Raw genomic sequence first — 25,986 nt, forward strand, 5'->3', positions numbered from 1 at the left:
AACCTGGGTTCCTGGGCAGCCGCCAAGCGGGATAAACACTGGGCTCGTGGCATCAGGTCTGCGCAAACTAAAAAGTCCGGCTTTCGCCGGACTTTGGGTGCGCAAGCGCGTCATCACATGATGGTCACGGCTTTCATGATTTCTTCTACGCCGAAGAGGTGGCCGTCGTGTGACTGGATGTGGATGGCGTTTATGTAGGCCTCTGAGCCTTTGTAAACTTTGTATTGCAGGCGCTGGACGTGTGCGTCTGCCACAAAATCGACTTTGTCGAATTGTAGTGTCCAGCCGTCGCCGCGCGTCAGCACGATGCGGTCGCCTTCTGCCGGGTTGAAGTCCAGGATTTGGTCGTTGTTCTGGTACGGGAAGCTGTTTTTCCCGTCCATGATGTACACGAAGGTGTCCGCTCCTTTGCCGCCGGCGAGGTGGTCCACGCCGTAGCCGCTGACCAGGATGTCGTCGCCATCGCCGCCGCGCAGTACCGGCGACGGGGTCGGGTTCTGCACGTTTTGCAGGATGTTGTGGCCGTGCTGGTCGATGTAGTCGATCAGTTCCTGTCCGTCGAGGCTCACCAGTTTCGCCAGTTCGTCGGGGTTGACGTTCGGGCTGATCAGGACGCCGTTGCCGTGGGTGCTGTCGGCTATCGGGTTTGGCGCATCGTTGACTTGTCCTGTGCCTGCACTGCTGTCCAGCAGGTTGCCGTTCGCGTCATGCAGCGCGGCGTTCAGGGTGACGCTGTCGGTCTGCTCGAAGTTGTTGTGGGTCAGGGTCGGTACGTTGATGTGTACTTCGGTTGCGCCTGCCGGCAGGGTGATTTCGCCGCCCGTGATGGGGACTTCCTGGCCGTTGATGCTGGCGGTGGGCTGGGTGTTGCTGTACACGCCCGCGTCTTGTCCTTTGTCGTTCCAGCCGACGGGCGCCCATTCGACGAGTTCCCACGGGAAGTCGTTGATGTTCATGTTGCCGCCGACTTTTTGCGCGATTTCCCCGCCTTCGCGCCACGGGTCTTCTTTGCCGCGCGCGAGGTAGTTGTGCGCGCTTTCGGCGTTGAAGGCGAAGTTGTTGAGGTTTTTGTCCGCGCCGTAGCCGCCGTAGGTCTGGACGGCTTTGGCAATCATTTTGGTCAGTTCGCCGAGCGGTTTGCCGCCCCGGGTGTAGGTGTCGAGGTCAACGCCCGGTTTGATGCGGAACCATTGGCCTTCGGCCGGGGCGTTCGGGTTTTCATCGGTGCCGTCGCTGTCCTGGGCGGGGAAGGAGATGACGCCTTTTTTGGCATTCGGCAGGGTGACGGAGACGGCGTGGTTGATGCGCCCGGCCAGGATTTCCGAGATGCCTATCTGGCTGAGAGGGTTGAGCATGCGGACGACGGCGGAGCCTCCGTGTTCGTGCTGCATCCAGTAGTTTTTCACGCCGAGGTCATCCAGCCCCGCCTGCCCCTGGAAGTATCCGGCAGCGCTGACTTTCCAGCTGCCGTCCGGCTGTTTTACGGCGTAGAAGTATTCGCGCATCAGCCCGGTCGCTTTGTCGTACACGGCGAAGGATCTGTCGCCGCCGCCGGCAGGGGTAGCGTATTCCGGCAGCGGGATTTTGCCGGTGGTGTGGGCTTTGATGTCCGCCGAGGCGTTCACCCGCGCGTCATCAGAGGTGATGGTGGCGTAGTGTTGTTTCGGGTCGGATGAATCCACGATGTAGATGGGGATGTTGTAGCTCTTGTGGTTCAGTCCGGTGACGACGCCGTAGTTGTTTTTGGCCATGCTCGGCGCGTATTGGGTGATTGCCGCGCTGTTATCCGCCAGCGGCATGTTGGCGACGCTGCGGGTGAAGACGGTGCCGTTGCCGAGGTATTCGCCCGGCTGGAAGGGGTCGGCCGTCTGTGCCAGTTTGTCTGCTTCCACGGCGCTGTTATGGTGGCTCGCGCTGATTTTCAGGGTTTGGCCTGCCTGCGCCGGAGCATCGAGCTTGATGGTGTAGTGCAGGCTGTTGCCTTCGCTGACGGCAGCGGCGTTGCTGACCTGGATTTTGTTCGTCGCCGCTGGTTCTGTGGTGATGCTGTCCTGCGGGTTTTCGTCGTGCCCGGCGTTGTCTTTGTACGTCGCTTGCACGGTGATTTTGTGCCCGGCGTCGTCTTTGCTGAGCGTGTAGGTGCTGCCGTTGGCTTTGTCGATGGGCTGGCCGTCGCGTAGCCATTGGTATTGGACTTTGTCGGCGGTGAAGCCGTCGCCGTCGCTTACGGTCGCGGTCAGGGTGCTGCCCACTTTGGCGTCCCCCGTGATGCTGATGCTGCCCGGTTGATTCGGCGGCGGCGCGGGGATATCCGTTACCTCGCTCGTCAGGTTTTCGTCGTGCCCGGCGTTGTCTTTGTACGTCGCCTGCACGGTGATCTTGTGCCCGGCATCGTCTTTACTGAGCGTATAGGTGCTGCCGTTGGCCTTGTCGATGGGTTGCCCGTCGCGCAGCCATTGGTATTGCACGTTAGCGGCGTCGAATTTATCGGCATCGGTCACGGTAGCAGTCAGTTCACTACCCATTTTCGCCTCACCGCTGATGGTAACGGAACCCGGCTGATTGGCGGACTGTGCTGCGACATCAAGACTGTCGCTGTCGTGGGCTTCATCATGCAGACCGTTATCACGGTATTCGACATGGACGCTGACTTTTTTGCCTGCGTCTTCAGGGCGCAGGGTGTAGGTTTTTTGTGTCGCCCCCTGCACAGCTACGCCGTCAATCAGCCACTGGTAGCGGATGCTGCTGTCGGACACGGTATCGGGGTCGCTCACGTTCGCGGTAAGGGTACTGCCCACTTTGGCATCGCCGCTGATGGTGACGCTGCCTTCACGATTGGGATAATGCGGGTCGTCATCCACGCGCAGAGTGAAGGTTTTTTCGACGCTAAGGCCGCCTTGATCAGTCGCGGTGATAGTGAGGTTGATGCTTTGTTCCGTAGCGTAATCGATATGCACGCCGTCTTTGAGTTTCAACACGCCTTTGTCGGTGATTTCGAAACGGTTGTCACTGATGGTGAAGGTATGTTTATCCAGCAGATCAGGGTCCTTTACCTGTACATCATCTACGATGGCGCCGTCTTTCCCTTCGTTGATAGCAGGGAATTGAATGATGATGTCGGTCGGCGCCCGGTTTTCCGTCGCGGGATAGTCCGGGTTGTCCTTGACTGCCAGCGTGAAGGTTTTATCCACACTGAGTCCGCCCTTATCGGTCGCGGTCACGGTCACGGTCACGCTTTGTTCGTTGGCATAATCAATATGCTGTCCGTCTTTCAGTTTCAGATGGTGTTCAAAACCATAGTACGAAACAACTTCAAAGCGCTCATCGCTGACGGTAAAGGCGAAGCTGTCATCACGGTCGGGATCACTCACGTCCAGCGAACCGATATAGTCCCCATCCTTGCCTTCATCGATAGAGGCGCTGCCCCTGAGGAAAATATCGGTCGGCGCGTGGTTGACCGCATCAATATCGGTAACAGAAGTGGTGACACTGAGGAACGGATTTCCATGCTCTTGTTGCAGCCACATATCAACGAAAGTGTTGCCGACATCATTGGCCGTTTGCGTGTAATCGGCACCCGGGACGACTTCCCGCTGGGTCAGGAAACCTGCCTGGGTGTAATGCTCCTGTCCCTGCTGCGAGGCCGTCAGGGCATGACTGTCCTCACCACCGGCAATCCATTTCATCCGGAAATGCTCTTTCAAACTGTCGGATGGCATTTTGCTGAAAGCGGGAATGTTACCTGAACCGCCACCACCTATCAGCAACGCACCGCCGCCGCTGAACAGATCATTATGTGCAGGCAGCAGGTAGTTGCTGATGAGATCGGCGCCACCGCCATTGCCTACTAACAGAACGTTGCCCTTGTCGATATTGTATTTGCTATAAATCTCTTCTAGCAGGGCGCGTAGGTAGCGGGCGTTTTGCTCGCCATTCGGTCCCCACGAACCGCTGGCCGCATCCGGTGTCTTCACAATCAGTGCGGAAACCCCCGTATTTGACACAAATTCAGAAAAAGCAGACCGTTGTCCGCTGTATTCATAACGGCCTTCTCCGGGCAGGAATACCACCAGCGGTGTGGGGCCGCCGCTGGCAGAAAGCATATAGTAATCCCCCTGTAAACCTGCGGCACTGAAGGTGCTTTGCCCCCAAGCTGGATCGCCACCGTTGCCATGAGTCGGATCGGCGGGTGCAGCGGAGGTAGTAATGCTTGCCCCATCCGCACTCTTCACGTGAACGGAGAAACTGCTGCCGCCGTCTTCCTTACCGTTGTGCGTGGTTTCCACCGTAAACGGCAGCGCTGTCTCGCCTTTGGCGATCGTCAACGTTCGGATTTCGCTTTGTACGCCGTGCGTCGTCGTGTTGCTCTGAATTTCCACCTTAACGGTAACATCCTGCTCGGCTGCCCGGCTGAGCAAGAGTTTGTACTGCGCGGTGCCACCTTCCTGAATCCCCGTTTCCCCCTGCAGACTGAGGACGGGTGTCCTCTGCGGCTGGGCGGGATAGTTGGGATCATCTTGCACGGAGACGGTGAAGGTTTTGCTGAACGTGCCACCGTGACCGTCGTTCGTGGTCACGCTCAGGTTGACGCTTGGCTCCTGGGCAAAGTCGAGATGCTGCCCCGCTTTCAGTTTCAGGGTGCCGTCGGCTGTCACTTCAAAGCGATCGTCGTTCACGGTATAGGTGTGAACATCGTTGGCGTCTTCGTCCGTCGTCGTCAGCTTGCCGATTTCTGCACCGTCTTTGCCTTCCATCACCTGGTTCTGGCTCAGGGTAATGTCGGTCGGCGCGTGATTTTGCGGCTGGGCGGGATAGTTGGGATCATCTTGTACTTGCAGGGTGAATGCTTTGCTGTAGGTGCCGCCGTGCCCGTCATCTGTCGTCACGCTCAGGTTGACGCTTGGCTCCTGGGCAAAGTCGAGATGCTGCCCCGCTTTCAGTTTCAGGGTGCCGTCAGCGGTCACTTCAAAGCGCTCGTCGGTCACGGTATAGGTGTGAACATCGTTGGCATCTTCGTCTATCGTCGTCAGCTTGCCGATTTCTGCACCGTCTTTGCCTTCGATCACCTGATTCTGGCTCAGGGTAATGTCGGTCGGGGCGTGATTTTGCGGCTGGGCGGGATAGCTAGGATCATCCTGGACTTGCAGGGTGAATGCTTTGCTGTAGGTACCGCCGTGCCCGTCATCTGTCGTCACGCTCAGGGTTACGCTCGGTTCTTTGGCAAAGTCCAGGTGTTCGCCCGCTTTGAGTTTGAGGGTGCCGTCAGCGCTAACTTCAAAGCGGCTATCACTCACACGGTAGGTGTGGGTGTCCGTCGTGTCTTCGTCTGTTGTCGTCAGCTTGCCGATTTCTGCACCGTCTTTGCCTTCTATCACCTGGTTCTGGCTCAGGGTGATGTCGGTCGGCGCGTGGTTGGTGCTGTCCGCTCCCGCTATTTCCGCCGTCGGCATGCTGCTGATGTTTTCGTCGTGTCCGGCGTTGTCTTTGTAGGTCGCCTGTACGCTGATTTTGTGACCTATGTCTTCTTGGGTCAGGGTGTAGGTCTTGCCGTTCGCCTGGGCGATAGGTTGACCATCGCGTAGCCATTGGTAGGTGACGCCCGTATCCGGCACGCCGTCGGCGTCACTGATTTTGGCCGTCAGGGTTTCGCCTGCTTTGGCGTTGCCGTCGATGGTGATCACGCCTTGCTGGTTCACCGGTGGGGGCGGGGTGTCTTTGCCGATATCCAGTTCTGCACTGGTCGGTTTTTCTGTCGTGCCCTTGTTGTCGGTGTATTCGACATGCACGCTGATTTTGTGTCCGGCATCGTCCGGGGTCAGGGTATAGGTCTTGCCATTGGCCTGGGCGATCGGTTGCCCATCACGCTGCCATTGGTAGGTCACGCCTGTATCCGGCACACCGTCTGCATCGCTGATGTTGGCGGTAAGTTCGCTACCGACTTTGCCCTCGCCCGTGATGCTCACCGTGCCTTCGTGGTTCGGCGGGGTTGGGCTGTTTTCCACCTCCAGCGCGACACTGGTCGGTTTTTCTGTCGTGCCCTTGTTGTCGGTGTATTCGACATGCACGCTGATTTTGTGTCCCGCGTCGCCACGAGTGAGCTGATAGGTTGCGCCCGTTTGTCCGCTGATCGGCTGGCCGTCGCGCAGCCATTGGTATTGCACGTTAGCGGGGACGCCGTCGTCATCGCTGATTTGTGCAGCGAGAGTCTCTCCCACTTTGGCCTCACCGCTGATGCTGATTTTGCCCGTGTGATTGGGCTGCGGCGGCGGATTTGGTGCTGGGGTATCGGTAACGGTAGCAGTGGCCTCGCTTAGCGGGTTTTCGTCGTGTCCGGCGTTGTCTTTGTAGGTCGCACGCACGGTGATTTTGTGTCCCGCGTCGTCGCGGGTGAGCGTGTAGCTGCTGCCTGTTTGTCCGCTGATCGGCTGGCCGTCGCGTAGCCACTGGTATTGCACGTTATTGGGGACGCCGTCGTCATCGCTGACGGCAGCGGTCAGCGTCTGTCCGATTTTCGCCTCGCCGCTGATGCTGATTTTTCCCGTGTGGTTGGGTTGCGGCGGCGGATTTGGTGCAGGGGTATCGGTAACGGTAGCGGTGGCCTCGCTCAGCGGGGTTTCGTCGTGTCCGGCGTTGTCTTTGTAGGTGGCGCGCACGGTGATTTTGTGTCCGGCGTCGTCGCGGGTGAGCTGGTAGGTTGCCCCCGTTTGTCCGCTGATCGGCTGGCCGTCGCGTAGCCATTGGTATTGCACGTTATTGGGGATGCCGTCGTCATCGGCAACGGCTGCGGTCAGTGTTTGTCCAACTTTGGCCTCACCGCTGATGCTGATTTTGCCTTCGTGATTCGGTTGCGGCGGCGGCGGTTTTGGTGCAGGGGTATCGGTAACGGTAGCAGTGGCCTCGCTCAGCGGGTTTTCGTCATGTCCGGCGTTGTCTTTGTAGGTAGCGCGTACGGTGATTTTGTGTCCCGCATCGGTGCGGGTGAGGGTGTAGGTGCTGCCTGTTTGTCCACTGATCGGCTGACCGTCTCGCAGCCACTGATATTGCACGTTAGCGGGGACGCCGTCGTCGTCGCTAACGGCAGCGGTCAGCGTCTGTCCGACTTTCGCTTCGCCGCTGAGGGTGATTTTGCCTGTGTGATTCGGTTGTGGGTTCGGCGCGGGGGTGTCAGCAACCGCCGCTGTTGCCTCGCTTAGCGGGCTTTCATCATGTCCGGCGTTGTCTTTGTAGGTGGCGCGCACGGTGATTTTGTGTCCCGCGTCGTCACGGGTGAGGGTATAGGTGTTGCCTGTTTGGTTGGCAATCGGCTGGCCGTCACGTAGCCATTGGTATTGCACGTTATTGGGTACGCCGTCGTCATCGCTAACGGCAGCGGTCAGCGTCTGTCCAACTTTCGCCTCGCCGCTGATGCTGATTTTGCCTTCGTGGTTCGGTTGCGGCGGCGGATTTGGCGCAGGGGTATCGGTAACGGTAGCGGTAGCTTCGCTCAGCGGGTTTTCGTTGTGTCCAGCGTTGTCTTTGTAGGTGGCGCGTACGGTAATTTTGTGTCCCGCGTCGTCGCGGGTGAGCTGATAGGTTGCACCCGTTTGTCCGCTGATGGGCCGACCATCGCGTAGCCACTGGTATTGCATGTTAGCGGGTACGCCGTCGTCATCGCTAACGGCTGCGGTCAGCGTTTGTCCGACTTTGGCCTCGCCACTGATGCTGATTTTGCCCGTGTGGTTCGGTTGCGGCGGCGGATTTGGTGCAGGGGTATCGGTAACGGTAGCGGTAGCCTCGCTCAGCGGGGTTTCGTCATATCCGGCGTTGTCTTTGTAGGTAGCACGCACGGTGATTTTGTGTCCCGCGTCGGCGCGGGTGAGGGTATAGATGCTGCCTGTTTGGTTGGCAATCGGCTGGCCGTCGCGTAGCCATTGGTATTGCACGTTAGCGGGTACGCCGTCGTTATCGCTAACGGCAGCGGCCAGTGTTTGTCCGACTTTCGCCTCGCCGCTGATGCTGATTTTGCCTTCGTGATTCGGCTGAGGTTGCGGCTGGGGATTCGGATTAGGTTGCGGGTTCGGGTTGGGTTGCGGATTCGGGTTAGGTTGTGGATCCGGGATCGGTTGCGGATTCGGGTCAGGTTGCGGATCCGGAATCGGCTGTGGGTTTGGGTTGGGTTGCGGATTCGGATTTGGTTGTGGTTCTGGAATCGGTTGCGGATTCGGATTTGGTTGTGGTTCTGGAATCGGTTGCGGATTTGGATTGGGTTGCGGGTTCGGGTTGGGTTGTGGTTCGGGTTGCGGCTGCGGTGTCACGTTATCATCGTGATGGTGTTTGTCGTGGTTGTGCGCGGCAATGGCAATGCCGCCGCCAACCAGGGCGAGGCCGCCAAGGGCGGCCAGTCCGGCTTTGTCCACCGTGTTTGGCGCAAAGGCTTGTGCTGTCGCAACTTCTGCTGCGAGTTCGTGTTCGCTAAGGGCGGCGACGGGGTAGTTGTACAGCCCGCCGTTTGCCTGGGTACCAACCAGCGCGCCCTGTCCCTGGCTGAAGTAGTGGTCGATAATCAGGTCAGTGCCGTCATCAAAGGCGATATAGAGGTCATCACCCTTACGCTCGGTGATCAGCTGCTCCGGCCCTATTCCGCTTGCGGCGTCCGTGAACTGGTAGTAGGCGCCATGCATGGCCTCAATATGCTGCGGCGCACCGTTAGTATCTAGCGCGTGGGTGGCAAGGGTGTCGCCGGCGGGGTTTTTCAGAGTCAGGGTGATATGGGCCATAACAGGTCTCCTGGTGATTTTTTTGCCGGGTTAGAGCATTTTTAATGCCAATGGGCAAATGGTAATGTTTCCGCAACATTCTGCCACAAAGTCATGTTTTTAGGGCAAAAAAATGTGCTTTTCCGTCTGGTACCACGCGGCGTAAAGACTGACTTCGCCAAGCAGGGGAAACACGGGTTTGTGGATATTCGTCAAGTAAAAGCCCTCCCCAGCAGGGGGAGGGCTTTGGGTGGTGGCGAGCCGAAGCCTGTTTTACGCCGCTTGGCGCTGTTTACAGGATGCTCACCACCGCCAGAACTTCTTCCTGCGTCAGCGCGTGACCGTCGTGCGCATTCACCACAATGCTGTTGTGGTAGCTGCGGTTTTCGCTGTCGTGCAGGGTGTAGCTGAGGAGGCGGCTGTCGGCGTCGTATTGCAGGTCGCTGACGGTTTTGCCTTTGCCTGTAACGAGGCGGATGCGGTCTTCCCCGCTGTTGAGGTCGAGGATCTGGTTCAGCGCCGGGCTGGCCCCGTCTTTTGGCGGGTTGGTGATGAAGATGAACTGGTCCGCACCTTCGCCGCCTTTGAGGGTGTTCGAGCCGCTCGCGGCGACGAGGTTGTCGTTGCCGTCTGTGCCGGTGAGGGTGTGCGGGGTTTCGCTCGCATCGAAGGTGAAGACGTCGCTGCCGCGTTCGCCGAGGTGATCGAGGATTTCTGCGCTGCTCTTGTCCGCCAGTTCGGCCTGCGCGGTGGCTTTGAGGTTCGCGCTGAGGTGGACGGGCGCGTCGCTATCTCCCAGGGTGGGCGGGGCGTCGTGTTGGCTCAGTCCCGCGCTTTCTCCGCTCAGGAGGGGGGCTCGGTTGTCGGCTTCGTCCCGCTGGGGTGTGGTTTGGGTGTGGGTCTGGTCGGGGTTGGCGATGCCCAGCGGGTTTTCCCAATACCAGTAGTTATCCCGGAAGCCGGGGGTTTCGGTGTTTTCCGGCGTGGCCGGGTCGTCCGACAGGGTGCGCACGGAGAGGATTTTGCCGAGGTCTCCGGCCTGGATGGTGTAATCCGCGCTGTGTGCACCGTCAATGGCCACGCCATCGGCATACCATTGGTAGTGGATGTTGGCGGGGATGCCGTCGGGATCGTGGACCACGGCAGTCAGGGTTTCGCCTTCTGCAATTTTGCCGCTCACGGTGATGGTGGCTTTGTGGTTGCTGATGTTTTGTACGGCGGGTGTCGCTGCGCTATGCGGTGTTTCGTCGTGGTTGCCGGCGTCGGTGTAGTGCGCTGCGACGCTGATGGTTTTGCCCGCCTGGTTCTCGCGTGGCATAAAGGTGCTTTGGGTCGCCCCCGGTATGGCTTCGCCATCGGCATACCATTGGTAGCGGATGATGGGGTCGCCGTAGCGGTTGATCGGCTCTCCACGGTCGTTCACGTAGTTGCCGTTGTCATCCATTCCGGCGTTGAAGATGTTCACTTCTTCGCCCGATGCGGTGAGGTATTTACCGTTTTCTTCGTGGATGCCGTCGGGATTGGATGGCGGCAGTCCGTCCGGATCGTCGATGACGGTCGTCAGTTTCTGCCATTGTTTGAGGTGCCCGCTGTCATCGGTTTCGCCGTTGATGCGGATGGTGGCCGCACGGTTGGACGCTGGGTTGCCGTCAATGATGCCCTCCGCCTCGGCGCTGATTTTTTCGACGTTGGCGTGGTGGTCGTAGTATGTGACGGATACGCTGATTTTTTTGCCAAGTTGCGCCGTGTTTGGCGTGAATGTTTTGCGCACGGCATCGGTGATGGCGACGCCATCGGCATACCACTGGTAGTAGAAAACGGTGTTATCGCTGAAGCCGTTGCCGTCTTGTACTTCGGCGGTCAGTGTCTGCCCGATGGCTGTGCGGCCATTGATGGATACGCTGCCCGGCTGGTTGGCTTCGTAGCCTGCAAAGTCACGGGCATCGCCGGTCAAGCGGTTGTCACCGAGGCTGATGATGCGTCCGTCGTTTTGTGTCAGTTTGTTGTTGCTCACTGTGTTGCCGCTTGAGGCGGGCAAGAGTTGCACGGCATAGCGGCTGTTGTGCTCTATGGTGTTGTCGGCAATGGTGCTGTCGCTCAGGCCGTCCGCATATAAGCCGCCGCCTTGGTTATCGCCGGTAATGGTGTTGTGGTGGAAGTTCACCTGGGTGATGCTTTCGCTTCTGCCCGCTTCGCTGAGGAACAGCACGGCGGCATTGGCGTTGCCGCTGAATTTGGTATACGCGACTTCCAGGTCATGCACGGATTCGCCATCTTCCGGCTCGACATCCAGCCCTGCGCCGGGCAGTGTGCCGCCCGTATTTTTAAACTCGGAATGCAGGACTTTGATTTTTTCGCCATCCAGTATGGAGAGTCCCTGACGCCGGTTGCCGTCGGCAACGACGTTGTTCAGGACGATGTCTTGTGTGCGGGTTTTCGGTTGCAGGTTGCTGTCGGTAATGCTGAAGCCGTCGCCCCAGAAGTCTTTCGCCACCACGTTTTCCACCACGATGTGTTGCGAGGAGACGATATCCACCCCATGGCCCCATTCGCCGGGATTCGCTTCGTCGCTGACCGGACTGTCTTCGACTATGGTGCGGACGGTGCCGTCGGGATCCTGGATCGTCCTGCTCACCGTCACATCGCCGGGATGGACGATATGGGTATGGCGGTCGCCGATCAGTGTCCCGCCGCTCAATTTGGCGTTTTTCACCTGGTTAAACGTGAAAATGCTGTATCCCTTGTAATCGTTGGTCATCGCCTGCAACACCGTGTCCGGCTGCATCTGCACGGTCACGTTGTCACGCATCAGCAAACCGGACGAACCGCTGCCCCATGATGTTTTGTGCGCCACCGCATTTATCAGATAGGTGCCGGACGGAATGACGACTGTGCCGCCGCCGGCATTGCCTGCCGTATCAATCGCTTTTTGAATGGCGGCGGTGTCATCTGTCTGATCGTTGGCCGTCGCGCCAAACGCGGCATCCGTCACATCAAGAACGATGCGGTCTTTCACGGTAACGGTTGCCTCCGACTGGACTTGTTCGCTGTGGTCAGCGTTGTCGGTATAACTCGCCTGCACCGTAATGGTCTTGCCCTTTTCGGCGGCCGTCAGGGTGTAACGGCTGCCGGTCGCACCGTGGATGGCCTGGCCATTGGCAAACCATTGGTACTGCACGCCGCTGCCCGGCACCCCATCCTGATCGTGGATATGGGCGGTCAGTTCGCTACCGACTTTTGCCTCACCGCTGATGGTAATCGTGCCGTCCTGATTCGCAGGCGGCGTGGGAATGTCGGTCGCCTCGCTCGTCGGGTTTTCGTCGTGCCCGGCGTTGTCTTTGTACGTCGCGCGCACGGTGATTTTGTGCCCGGCATCGTCTTTACTGAGCGTATAGGTGCTGCCGTTGGCTTGGTCGATGGGCTGGCCGTCGCGCAACCATTGGTATTGCACGTTGTCAGCGGTGAAGCCGTCGCCGTCGGTTACGGTGGCAGTCAGGGTGCTGCCCACTTTGGCGTCTCCCGTGATGCTGACCGTGCCTTCGTGGTTTTGTTGTGGCTGTGACGGAGCTCTGTCGTCTTTGCGGTAATGCGCCGCCCAGTCGATCTGGATGTTTGAGGCGGCAGGGGTGTGCGCGCCGGGGATGGCGTTATCGATGCTTTCGCTCTGTGCCGCGCTGCCGTTGGGGTCTTGCGAGCCGGTCTGCATGCCCAGCCACATCATTTCGCTGGTGGCGGGGACGTTTTTCAGGGTGTACCACGGTTTGCCGTCGAAGGTGTAGGTGATGGTGCCCGCATCGGGGTCGATGATGGCGCCGTAGGTGTGCCAGTCGGTCAGGTCGGCGTTGCGGAGGTACTGGTTGTCCTGCTGGTGATCGGCTGCCGTGCCCCAGTGGTAGGTGCCCATGATGTTCGGGTCGCGTACGCGGCCTTCGGCAAAGTCCACTTCCGGCGGCCAGTTTTCGCTTTTCGGCCAGAGCAGGAAGGCGTAACCGATGCCTTTGGCGTCGGAGAATTTGGCGCGGATTTCCCAGCGTCCGCCACTCGCGGCGAAGGTGTCGCCGCTGCTGATGCCAGCGCTGGTCCAGGCGCCGTTGTGGTATTGGTTCTGGATGTTGAGGACGCCGTCGGCGGTGTAGGCGTTGCTTTGCTGGTAGCGCCCCATGCCGCCGTGTTCAGGGGTTTGCCAGCCCCAGCCGTAGCGTGTCCAGCCGCTTTCTTCGACGGATTTGTCGAAGGTGTCGTGCCAGTCGAGTTTCCAGCCGTCGTATTCGGCGACGGCGCTGTTGCGTCCGCCTGCGCCGCTGTTTTGGCTGTCGTTGTTGTGCGCGTGTACGCGGCCGCCGGCAGCGAGGATGCTGGATGGCAGGGTAACGCTGCCGCTATCCGGGTCGATGCTGGGCGCGGTCGTGCGTTTGTCCGGGTTGACTTCGCTGAGGTGCCAACGGTTGTTGTCATCACGCCAGGCGTTCAGGGTGACGTTGCCGAACTGGTTGTCCTGGTAGGTGATGTGGATGTGCTGCGCGCCTGCTGCCGGGGTGATGGTGGTGCCATCGGCGCCTTCGTGCACGTTCGGCGCGGCGATGGTGCCGTCGTTATCGCGGATTTCGCCGGTGAGCGAGGCTTTCCAGTCCGGCACGGTCGCACCGCCATCGGCGCTCGTGATGCTGACTTTGTAGGTTTCGATGCGCTCGGCACTTGTGTCGTCGCGGGTGTCGATGCGGAAGGTGGCGTGGCTTTCGCCGGCGCGGATGGTGACGGTCTGGGTGCTGGCATCAAGGTCGCCGGCGTCGGTGTCTTTGTGGCTGACGCGGACGTTGAAGGTCAGGTCGCGTTCGGCGGGGCGGTTCAGGCGGATCAGGTAGTGTGCGCTGTCGCCTTCGTTGACTGGGGCGTCGCTCGCGGCAAAGAGGTAGGCTTCGAGCGGGGGGTTATCGGCATTGCTGCGCAGGGTGGTTTCTGCGCTTTGTGCGCCATTTTGTCCGCCGCTGGCGAGGACGGTGCTGTTGTCGAGGATGCGCTCTGGCGGCAGGGTGATGGTGCCGCTTGCCGGGTCGATGCTGGCGCTGGTTCCGGCAGCGGTGATGCGCCACTCGCCGTTTTCTTTGGCGGCGCTGAGGGTTCTGGCGATGCCGTTGTTGTCGGTGTAGGCCATACTCAGGCTGTCGTTGTCAGCGGCGGGGGTGAGGGTGATGCCGCCGCTGTGGGCGGGGTCATGCGCGAGGGTTGGCACGCCGATACGGCCACTGTCGCTGTCGGCAGTCAGGGTGGCGACGCGGTCGGCATGGATGCCGCGCGCGGCGTTGCCCGCCATGATGGTGCTGCCGTCTTGTACTTGTCCGGGCGCGAGGGTGATGACGCCGCTTTGCGGGTCAACGTTCAGGCTGCTGTCGGACGCCTGCCAGCGGCCATTGTGTTTGACGAGGTCGATGTCGTGCGTCCGCCCGCTTTCGTCGCGGTAGCGCAGATGCAGGCTATCTGCACCGTTGGCGGGGGTGATGGTGATGCCGCCGCGCTGCGCGTCGTCGCGGGCAATGTTCGGCGCATCGGGCACGGTGATGCCCGCTTGCGGGTCATGCGCGGGGGCGGCGGGCAACGGGCTGGCCGCGCCTTTGTTGCCTTCGTCTTTGACTTGCACGGCGATGTCCCGGCTGTACGCCGCGCCGTGGTTATCGGTCGCCGTCACAGTGAGCTGGATGCGTTTTTCTTCGCCGTAGTGCACGCTCTGCCCGTCTTTGAGTTTGAGGGTGCCGTCGGCGGTGATTTCAAAGCGACTGTCGCTGACGGTGTAAGTGTGGGTATCGCCGCTATCGGGATCGCTGACACCCAGTTTGCCCACAGTTGCCCCGCCGCTCCCGGCTTTGACCCAGTACGAGGCGCTGTCGCCCGCGTTCAGGGTGATGGCGGTCGGGCTGTGGTTCGGCGTGCCGCTGTCGATATCCAGCGGGCTACTGAGCGGTTTTTCGTCGTATCCGGCGTTGTCTTTATAGGTGGCGCGCACGGTGATTTTGTGCCCGGCGTCGTCGCTGGTGAGCGTGTAGGTGCTGCCGTTGGCCTTGTCGATAGGCTGGCCATCGCGTAGCCATTGGTACTGCACTTTGTCAGCGGCAAAACCGTCGCTGTCGCTGACAGTCGCGGTGAGTTCACCGCCGACTTTTGCCTCGCCGCTGATGGTGATTTTGCCTTCGTGATTTGTGGGCGGGGTTGGGACGTTCTCGACATTCAGCGCTGCGCTGGTCGGTTTTTCTGCCGTGCCCTTGTTGTCGGTGTATTCGACGTGCACGCTGATTTTGTGTCCGGCATCGTCTGGGGTCAGGGTATAGGTCTTGCCGTTGGCATTGGCGATGGGATTGCCGTCGCGCAGCCACTGGTACTGCACGTTGTCAGCGGCAAAACCGTCGCTGTCGCTGACGGTCGCGGTGAGTTCACCGCCGACTTTTGCCTCGCCGCTGAGGGTGATTTTGCCTTCGTGGTTTGTGGGCGGGGTTGTTTCGTCGTGGATGGTGGTCGCGACGCTGTCTTTGCCTGCGGTGATCGTCGCCCCTTGCGGGTTGCGGATTTTGACGGTGTAGGTTTCGTCGCCCTCGGCCTTGCCGTCGGCGGTCACGTCCACGGTGAAGGTGGCACTGCTTTCGCCTTTACGGATGGTGACACGGTGGGTGCTGAGGGTGAGGTCGCCGTCGTCGGTCGTGCCGTGTTCGACGGTTACATCGACGCTGATATCGCGGTCGGCGACGCGGGTGAGCAGTAGTTGTTGGGCAAAAGCCTTGAAGTTTTCCGCCAGTTCTTCGCCCGCTTTCGGGACGTAGATGTCGTTATCGCCCCAGTTCGCCCAGGTCATCATGTAGGCGATTTTGCGCGCATCCGGATCGGCGAGGATGCCTTTGAGCAGGTCGGTGTAAAACTCAGGGTCAACGTTGCCATGTGGCTTGATCATCTTGTCGCCGCCGCGCCCGAATTCGGCCAGCGCCGCAACCTTGCCACGCGCTTCGGCCATGCGGGCGAGCATCGCCATGTCTTCCACAACTTCTTTGACCCAGCCGTCTTTGGCGAGTTTGGCGGCATTCATGTCGTAGCCGTCATAGCCGAGGATGTCCACCACGTCATCGCCCGGATAAAGCAGGCGGTAGCGGCTTTCATCGCCGTTGAAGTTGCCGTTCGGTGCAAAGGCGGTGAGGATTTGCCCGTCTGCGCCGTGTTCCTTGACGTAGTTGACGACGTAACGGAAGAGTTCCTTGTAAGTTTCCGCGCCGCCGCGTTCGTAGTACCACCACGCCCATTCGCCGTTGCCTTCGTGCAGCGGGCGGAAGATGAAGGGGATTTTGCTGCCATCGGCGCGCACCGCGTGCTGCGCCATCGCGACGATGGTATCCAGCCATTCATTCAGCGTGCCGTTCAGGTCACCGCCCGGCAGCAGGCGTTTGAGGTTGACCTGGGAAAAATCATTCGCGCCGTTCGGGCCCGGCATCGGGTTGTCCCAATGCGCAGATACGGCGGCGATACCGCCCAACGCATCGACTTTGGCGATTGCCGCCCCCATCGCCTTGCCGTTTTCAGCGACGCTTTTGCTGCGATCCATCGGCGGTTCCATCATCGCCAGACCGACGATGGAAGGGTAACGGCCAGTCAGCGCGTGAATATCAGAGACATTTCCCTGCTCGTCGGCAGCGGTGCGTCCGGCGCTCAATCCCTGGTGCTGACCGAAAAGAATGCCGTGCCCGGCGTTTTGCCGCAGGGTGTCGAGCAGCTCGGCAGCATTATGTGCCCTGGGTAGCGGCGCAAGATCGAGATCAACGGTGTACGTCGCCTTGCCGCCCTCGCTGATTTCGCCCGGACCACGCAGAGTGACGCCCGGCACATCGGCAGGCGGCGGATTGGCGGCGATATCCAGCGGGCTGCTGGTTGGTTTTTCTGCCGTGCCCTTGTTGTCGGTGTATGCGACGTGGACGCTGATTTTGTGCCCGGCGTCGTTTCCGGTGAGCGTGTAGGTACTGCCGTTAGCCTTGTCGATAGGCTGGCCATCGCGTAGCCATTGGTACTGCACTTTGTCAGCGGCAAAACCATCACCGTCGCTGACGGTAGCGGTGAGTTCGCCGCCGACTTTCGCCTCGCCGCTGATGGTGACGCTGCCTTGCTGATTGGGTTGCGGGCTCGGTGCGGGATAGTCCGGATCGTCCTGCACGAAGACGTAGATACGTTTCTGCACACTAAGACCGCCGCTGTCGGTAGCGGTGACGGTGAGGTCAACAACTTTTTCGGTGGCGTAGTCGATGTGATAGCCCGCTTTCAGTTTCAAGGTGCCGTCACTGGTTACTTCAAAGCGGCCATCGCTGACTTTATAGGTGTGCGTGTCGCCGGCATCGGGGTCGCTAGTCGTGAGTTTGCCGACTTCCGCTCCGTCTTTACCTTCGGCAATTTTATCGGCACTGAGGCTGATGTCGGTCGGGGCATGGTTGGTAGGAGCGGGATTCGCGCCATCATCGAGGATATCCACGGTGAGGGTGTTGTGCGTGGTACTTCCCGCTTGTCCGGTTGCACTGCGGATGACGCCGACGGCAGGTTTCTCTTTGCCATCGTGTGTCCACAGGCCGAAGTAGTGCTCCGGATTGGCTTTATCGAGGGCATCGGGAATGCCGTTACCGTCGGCATCAAGGTTGGCATCGGCTTTGCCATCGCCGTCGGTGTCGATATTTACATCCAGTTTGCCGTCGCCATCAGCATCGCGGCTGACGATGCCTGGCACATAGGGGGCACGGTCATTCTGCGCCTGGTAGAGGATCATCGGTCCCTCACCAGTTTTGGCGTGCTGTTCGAGCAGGGTTTTAATGACGGTGGCCTGTTGTGTTTCGTCCAGGCCCTGATACATGGCCTCGCGGCCAACTTCGGTTGCCCAGATTTTTTTGTCGCCGTCGCCATGTTCCTGCATGATTTGTTTCAGGTTTTTTTCGCCAGGGGGCGGGGCAACAACGTCGCCGTTCATCAGTGCCCAGCCATTTGATTTGAATTCGCGCGAGGTGATGCCGTAAGGGTGGTGCGAGAGGGTATCGAAATGGCCTTTGGCGCCCGCCGCATACATCTGTTCGAGAAAGTCACGCGGGTCAATGTAGCCATCCGAGCTACGCGTCTCACCCACAGTCATGCCGCCCGCCAGCACATTGACATCAGGCGCGGCATCATGCGCGGCTTTGTAGGCGAGCTTGAGCAGGTTGGTGTAGTGCGCGGCGTTAGGTTTGAGGTTGCCTGGGCTGTCGTGCCAGAAGCCGGGGTTGCCCGGTTCGTTCCAGACTTCGTAATCCTGGATGCCCTGCGGCGCATAACGTTTGACCACAGCGGCCATGAATTTGGCGTAGTCAGCATCGTGTTCGGGTTTGGGCGCAAAGTTGCTGACCCAGAATCCCCGCTTGTCCAGCGCCTCTTTTTCAGCGGCACTGAGCTGGTCGGCACCACTCGCCCATTCCGGTGTGCCGCTGACCTGCATCAGCACTTTCATGCCGTATTTCTGCGCGAGTTTGACAGCAGCGTCGAGGTCTTCCCAGTTGTAATCGCCGTTTTCTGCCGCTTGCGCACGGTGCCACGAAGCAACAATGCGCACCCATTTGACGCCCAGTTTTGCCGCGCGCGCGTAGCTTTCTTCGGCGGCGGCAAGATTTGCGCCCCAAGCGGGGTTGAGCGGCTGTACGCCGATGCCGTTTGTGCCGCGGAAGCCTTCCCGTCCGGTCGCGATATCGATGGTCTCGCGCACATTGTCGAAACCTGGCTGCTCTTTTGGGTCGTAGGTGTAATGCAGGGTGCCGCTCGCGCGGTCGTAACCCGTAAGCGTCAGTGTGCCCTTGTCGTTATCCAGCACGGTCTGCGGCTGCTGCGCAAGGTTGCCCAATCTGGTGAGATTGAGGGTGCTGTGGCCGATGGTCACGGCTTCACCGTCGGCGAGATTGCCGATGTGCATGGTGCCCGCGACAGGGCCGTCGGTTTCCTTGATGGTGAGGTGACTGGCATCCTGCGGGGCGATGGTCTGCGCCTCGCTCGTCGGGTCTTCATCGTGTCCGGCGTTGTCTTTGTAGATCGCTTGCACGCTGATTTTGTGCCCGGCGTCGTTTTCGGTGAGCGTGTAGGTGCTGCCCTTGGCATTGTCGATAGGCTGACCATCGCGCAGCCATTGGTATTGCACTTTATCGGCGGCGAAACCGTCGCCATCCGCGACCATCGCGGTCAGTTCACTACCTACCTTGGCCTCGCCGCTGATCCTGATGCTACCTGGCTGGTTGCTGCTGTCGGCATCAATGATGGTGGTTTCCACACCGGCAGTGTCGATATGGGCTCCATTGAGCACCGGCAAAGTGCCGCTACGGTTCGGGTCAGCAGGTGTCGCGCCCAAGTCGTTGATGTGATCCACCAGTTTGGTGAAATCCTGCGGCAGATCGTTGTAGGGGCGGCCATCCGGGTGAATGCTGTCGGTGGTGAGATAAACCCAGCCGGCATTGCGGCTGCGCGTCAGCTCGATAATCTTGTCGTAATCGCTCGCGCTCGCGTCATAGATGGTGTGCATGATGCGGTGGGCGTTCGCTGGATCGTTTTCAAACGCCGAGGTCGGGTTCTTGTAGTGGTTGATGTAGTCGTCCGCTGTGCTTTCATTGAGCATGAAGAGGTCGGCATAGGGCGCGATGGCATCCGTGATGTGCGAACCCGGATTCGCCACCACCAGTTTATTGCCGTAATGGCTCTTGATGTGGTTGTAGAGTTCGGCGAGGTAGGCGACGGCAGCGTTGTTGTGCGGGTTGATTTCGTCCAGGTAGATGCCGTGGATGTTGTCCTTGCCGTAGAGCTCGAAGTATTTTTCGATTTCGGCTTTGACCTCGGCCAGATCGCGGGTCTGCTGGATAGTGCGCACATAGACGACGTTCTTGAAGCCCATTTCGATGTTTTTCGCGATGACTTTCACATAGCCCGGATCGAGGATAGCGTTGGGCCTGGCATCTGGCGTGACAAGGACATAGGGGATTTTCTTGATGCCCGCGTTATGCACCGCCTGCCAGTAGTCGGAATAGATATCGGTGTTGGGCTGCGCCAGCGGGTATTTGTACGACAGCATGAAGACGGACTGAGCGCTAACTTTGTCTTCGATCGGCTTGACGTTCGGCGCATAGACGGTGCCATACACGGCATTGCTGATGCTGAGTTTGTAAGTTTCATTGCCTTCGACCACGCCGTCTTTGGCGGTATCGACCCAGATGCGTGTGCTGGTTTCGCCCGCCTTGATGGTGGCGCGCTGCATACCCCAGCGCACGCCAACATCGTCCACCGTGGTGCTGCCATGCTGGATTTTGATGTCCACGCTGACGTCTTTATCGACGGGTTTGTCGATAGAGACGGTATAGATGATGGTGTCGCCTTCCTTGACGGTGTCCGCACCGCTGATGGAGACACGCGGCGCATCGGCTGCCGGCGGGTTGATGCCGGCGCCCGTGCCGCCGCCGTGATCGGGCAGAATGGTGCCGCTGAAGCGGCTGATAATGTCCTCGTGATGGCCGGCTTTGTCGGTGTAACTTGCTTTCACCTGCAACTGCATCCCTACCTGTTCTTCTGTCAGGGTGATGGTTTTGCCGCTGCCGAGGTGCTTGCCGTAGAACTCGTACCATTCATAAGTCACGCCGCTGTCCGGCACACCGTCCGGATCATCAATTACGGCGGTAAAGGTATAGCCGACGCGGTTGGTACCCTCGACCTTGATCGTGCCGGGGTGGTTCGTCGTCGCGCCGTTATCGGCAACGGTATCCGTCGGCGGACTGAGCGGGGTTTCGTCATGCCCAGCGTTGTCCTGATAGGTGGCGCGCACGCTGATTTTGTGCCCGGCATCGTCTTTGCTGAGCGTATAAGTGCTGCCGTGAGCCTTGTCGATAGCCTGGCCGTCGCGTAGCCATTGGTATTGCACGTTATTGGGGATGCCGTCGTCATCGGCAACGGCTGCGGTCAGTGTTTGTCCAACTTTGGCCTCACCGCTGATGCTGATTTTGCCTTCGTGATTCGGTTGCGGCGGCGGCGGATTTGGTGCAGGGGTATCGGTAACGGTAGCAGTGGCCTCGCTCAGCGGGTTTTCGTCATGTCCGGCGTTGTCTTTGTAAGTAGCACGCACGGTGATTTTGTGTCCCGCGTCGTCGCGGGTGAGGGTATAGGTGTTGCCTGTTTGGTTGGCAATCGGCTGGCCATCGCGCAGCCATTGGTATTGCACGTTAGCGGGTACGCCGTCGTCATCGCTGATTTGTGCAGCGAGAGTCTCACCCACTTTGGTCTCACCGTTGATGCTGATTTTTCCTTCGTGGTTGGGTTGCGGCGGCGGATTTGGTGCAGGAGTATCGGCGACGGTAGCGGTAGCCTCGCTTAGCGGGTTTTCGTCATGTCCGGCGTTGTCTTTGTAGGTGGCACGCACGGTGATTTTGTGTCCCGCGTCGTTGGCTGTGAGGCGGTAGGTTGCGCCCGTTTGTCCGCTAATCGGCTGGCCGTCGCGTAGCCATTGGTATTGCACGTTATTGGGGACGCCGTCGTCATCACTAACGGCAGCGGTCAGTGTTTGTCCGACTTTCGCCTCGCCGCTGATGCTGATTTTCCCTTCGTGGTTCGGTTGCGGCGGCGGATTCGGCGCCGGGGTATCGGCGACGGTAGCGGTAGCCTCACTTAGCGGGTTTTCGTCGTGTCCGGCGTTGTCTTTATAGACCGCACGCACGGTGATTTTGTGTCCCGCATCGGCGCGGGTGAGCTGGTAGGTTGCGCCCGTTTGTCCGCTAATCGGCTGACCGTCACGTAGCCACTGGTATTGCACGTTGTCAGCGGTGAAGCCGTCGCCGTCGCTTACGGTGGCGGTCAGGGTGCTGCCCACTTTGGCTTCGCCGCTGATGGCGATGCTGCCTGGTTGATTCGGAGGCGGCGGATTTGGTACCGGAATATCGGTAACAGTAGCGGTAGCCTCGCTCAGCGGGTTTTCGTTGTGTCCGGCATTGTCTTTGTAGCTGGCTTTGACGCTGATGTTGTGTCCCGCATCGTCGCGGGTGAGGGTATAGGTGTTGCCTGTTTGGTTGGCAATCGGCTGGCCGTCGCGTAGCCACTGGTATTGCACGTTATTGGGCACGCCGTCGCTATCGCTGATTTGTGCAGCAAGGGTTTGCCCAACTTTCGCTTCACCGCTGATGCTGATTTTGCCTTCGTGGTTAGGTTGCGGCTGAGGATTTGGATTGGGTTGCGGATTCGGGTTAGGTTGCGGATCCGGGATCGGTTGTGGATCCGGGATCGGCTGCGGGTTTGGGTTAGGTTGTGGATCCGGAATCGGCTGCTGGTTTGGGTTAGGTTGCGGATTGGGTTGGGGGTTAGGCTGCGGCTGTGGCGCCACGTTATCATCGTGATGGTGTTTATCGTGGTTATGTGCAGCGATGGCAATGCCGCCCGCCGTCAGTGCTACGCCGCCGATGATGCCGGCAACCGCCACTGGTGGCAGACTGCTGCCTGCTGCCGTCCCGGTGCCGATCTCGCTCGCCAGGATGTGTTCCGGGGCATTATCCACTACTGGGTAGATGTATGGCGTACCGTCAGCCTGCATACCAACTAGCGCCCCCTGGCCGTTGGTGAAGTAATCTTTGATGATCAGTCGGTTATTGTTGTCAATGCTCACTATAAGGTCATCGCCGCTGCGCGTGCCGCTGAGCGCCGCCGGGCCGCGTCCGCCGGCTTCGGCAAATTCGTAATAGACGTTGTTCACCGCTTGGATTTGTAGCGGCGCACCGCTGCTATCAAGCATGTAGGTGGCAAGGATGTCGCCGGCGGGATTTTTCAGGGTCAGGGTGATACGGGCCATGACAGGGTCTCCTGGTTATGCGGTTTTTCTGCTTCCAAATCAATCGGTAATGTAATAGTAACATTCTGCCACGAAGTGAGCGAAAGTTTGGCGGAAAAGTGTGTTTATTTTGCTCAGTGTCAAGCAAGATAAATATCAGAGTTGGAGAGGCGGGAAAAACTCTGGGCATCATCGTTTCCTCAACCGTTTGTTCCATACCTACGTTTTCTCTATCGGGTTGAAATCCGGCTATAGGGCGGAAGCCACAGCACCGTATACCCCTTAATAAAAAAGACGTTGCCCAGCAACGTCTTTTTTATAGCGTTCTTTCACCAAGCCGCGTTACGCCGTGCCGTTATTCCGCTGTTGCAGCAGCTCAATGGTGCGGCGGATTTGCGTCGCTTTTTCGTGTTCCGGATAGCGTTTAAGCAGTTGTTGCAGCAGTTGCTGCGCTTTCAGGACTTCCCCTTTTTTGCTGAGTGCCCGCGCTGCCAGGAAATAGTTATCCACAATATCCGGCGATTCGGGATAGTGTTTGGCGAAGTTGCGGGTCAGCGTCAGCACGGTGTCGTGATGCTGTTTGCCTGCCGCCGCCTGCGCCAGGGGCAATATCCATTCGGCAGGCAGCGTGCCGTCAGGAAGCGCGTCCAGGGTGGCGTGGATGATGGGATAGCTGTGCGTATTGCCGCTTGCGCTGGCCTCGATTAGGCGATATTCCATTTGCTCGAGTTCTTGCTGGCGCTTTTGCCGGCGATAGAGATGGTGCAGACGTTTGCAGGCGGGCAGGTACTGATGAATGTCGCGCGTGCCGTCGGCATAGGATTCGAGCACGGCTTCGGCCTCGTCTTCTTTGCCTTGCAGCAACAGACGGTCAGCCTTCATCAGGTCGCTGGCGAACTGGCGCTGCTCTTCGACGCTCATATGTTCGGTATTGGCTTCCCGTAGCAGGGTGAGGTCCACCGGCGGTTGGCGCCGCTGTAATTGCGCGACTTTTTCTTCTTCGGCTTTGAGGCGCGTCAGCTGTTGCAGGAGTTCGTCGCCCATGTCAATGTTTTGCGCCAGTTCGTGATCATCAATGTCGATTGCATTCGGGTCAAGGGTTTCTTCCGGCGGTGGGTAGTACCAGGCAAAGTAAAACCACGGCAGGCTGAGGCAGAGGGTGCGCACCAGACCGCGCAGGATGGCATTCAGGTAGTAACCGGGTGTGCCGACGGTATCCACAGCCGGGATAACCAGGGCGATAGCGCTATAGAGGGCAGAAATGACCAGGGCAATACCGAAAGGCAGGAGGATGGCGATGAGGTAGCGGCCACTACCGATGTCGTTGATAGCCCGCTTCCAGGCGCTGGGGTTGAAGACAGCGCCCAGGCCTTCGCCATTAAAAAGGCTGAGGATGACAGCCGGGGTGATGATATAGATGAGGAAAATGCCGCTGTACAGGATAAGCGGGCGGTTTTCTTCATCGGGGGTGATGAGATAGCAGAAGTAGATAAGCGCGCCATAGACAGTCATGCCGCCGAGGTATTGCGCGACGATACTGCGCGGCAGAACAGAGACGGTCTCCATCGGCACAGGCTCGCTTTCCAGGCCGAGGGTGATACGCTTCATGCTGTCGAGCATTTTGCAGGCATAGAGCACCAGCAGGACGTACATGATGCTTTGCAGGAGGAGGCTGATACCCTGGAGGGCGGGATCGCGCAACAACTGTGCCGTGATCAGTACGGCAGCCAGTGCCCCGCAATAGATGAGATTGCCTTTTTGCAGGAGGTAGTCGATGGTGCGTTTGAGGTAACCGGTGGCGGTATCACTGTGCATGGTGGGGTTTCCTGGTTAAATTCCTTTTAGGTTTCAAAGTCAGCGCATGATACGCCGCGTCGTCAATAGGATGAAGGGATGGGTCATGTTTTGCCGCCGAGCTGTTCAAGGGCGTAACGGATATGGGCGGCTTTGGGGTGTCCGGGGTAGCGGGTGAGCAGTTGGGAGAGCAGTGCCGTGGCTTTATCTGTCGCGCCGAGTTTCGCCAGGGCGCGGGCAGCGTGGTAGTAGTTTTCCACGAGATGCGGATGTTCGGGATGGGCTTTGCCGAAGTTGCGGGTGAGGTTGATGACGCTGCGGTGTTCTTGCGCTTTGGCGGCGAGCTGCACCAGCGGCAGGATGTGGTTGACAGGGATGTCTGCCGGGTCGAGGGAGGCGAGTTCGGCGGCAATCAGGCGGTAGCTCTTGCTGTTGCCACGGGCGGCAGCTTCCAGGAGACGACTGCGCAGGGCAGGCTGCGGGTCAAGCGGGTAGAGACGGGCATAAGCAGGGAAGTAGGCGGCGATGTCGTGTCGCGTAGTGGTCCAGGCCGCGAGGATGGGGATGGCTTTGTCAGGCGCGCCGCTGCGGATGTGGGCATCAGCCTCCGCCAATGCGCGGGCAAAGGCCTGCTGGGTGTCCATGTCCATGCTGCTGGTATCGGCATCTTGAAGGAGGCTGAGATCAGCTGGTGGTGTCTGATGGCTGGAAGCCGCAGGTAATGGTTTGCCGCCCATCATGCCGAGGTCAGTGAGGTGAAGGATACTGTCGGCGTCAATGATGCCGTCATCGTCATCTTCTGGCACAGGCGGATAAAGGAAGGCGAAGAAATGGCCGTTGATGGCGGCAATCACGGTAAGGAGAAGGGCGGAGCCGATGAAAAACGGGTAAGAAGGATTGCCATGATAATAGCCGTGCGTTGCTGAAACGCCGGAGCTTTCGTCGATATTAAGGGCAATAAACAGGAAGGCAGCGCTGGTGAGGAGCAAGCCGATGATAGTCATGGCAATGTAACGGCCGGTGCCGATATCGGCGATGGTTTCCCGCAGACGCGAGGACTCGAAGGCGCCGTAATGGACAAGGTTGCAGATCAGGGCGGGCAGCACGAAATGCGCAATGAGAGGAATGCCGAAAAAAAAGATGGCAAAAATGGGAAGGGGGATGCGCACAAAGATGGGGAGCAGGTAGAAGAGCAGCAATATAAAAAACAGTTTTTTGGCGAGGCTTTTTGAATCAACCGTGGCAAATGAACTGAGCGGTACGGGATCTTGCTTCATGCCCCGGCAGATACGCGCGCTGTTGTCAGTGATTTTGCTGAGAAGGAGGGGGATTGCCGCGACAATCAGGAGTTGCGGGCGGAGGAATACACCAAAATACAGGGATCTGTTTAGCCCACAAACGACGGATAGACCGATGGTCGTGCCTATCAGGGTGATGTAGGCAATATTGCCCGGTTTGCAGGTGTAGATGATGCTACTGAGGAAAGCACCAAGCAGGCTGGGGCGTTCATTCATAAAGCGTTCTCCGTTGGTAATTGTTTTTATTGACATGGCCAATCAGCTTGTTTATGCAAATTTCATGCCTATCGGTTTGGTGTTGTCCGGAGACGGAGACAACCGTATCACCGGTATTCGCAGCCTG

The 25,986-nt window shown here is 59.1% G+C and carries 4 protein-coding genes; all 4 read right to left on the reverse strand.

Annotation, left to right across the window (positions count from 1 at the left end; genetic code table 11):
- Positions 1–113: 113 nt before the first annotated feature.
- Positions 114–8,756, reverse strand: coding sequence for a hypothetical protein (locus LG374_RS03225; RefSeq protein WP_225756364.1), 8,643 nt, complete (start codon positions 8,754–8,756; stop codon positions 114–116).
- Positions 8,757–9,027: 271 nt separating this feature from the next.
- On the reverse strand, positions 9,028–22,572 hold the full coding sequence (locus LG374_RS03230; RefSeq protein WP_225756365.1) for a glycosyl hydrolase: 13,545 nt from the start codon (positions 22,570–22,572) through the stop codon (positions 9,028–9,030).
- Positions 22,573–22,893: 321 nt separating this feature from the next.
- Positions 22,894–24,366 (reverse strand): hypothetical protein, encoded by a 1,473-nt coding sequence (locus LG374_RS03235; RefSeq protein WP_225756366.1) that lies wholly within the window; start codon positions 24,364–24,366, stop codon positions 22,894–22,896.
- A gap of 83 nt (positions 24,367–24,449) precedes the next feature.
- Positions 24,450–25,859 (reverse strand): hypothetical protein, encoded by a 1,410-nt coding sequence (locus LG374_RS03240; protein ID WP_225756367.1) that lies wholly within the window; start codon positions 25,857–25,859, stop codon positions 24,450–24,452.
- Positions 25,860–25,986 lie beyond the last annotated feature (127 nt).

Source organism: Cardiobacterium sp. Marseille-Q4385, from assembly GCF_916618745.1.
Lineage (GTDB): Bacteria > Pseudomonadota > Gammaproteobacteria > Cardiobacteriales > Cardiobacteriaceae > Cardiobacterium.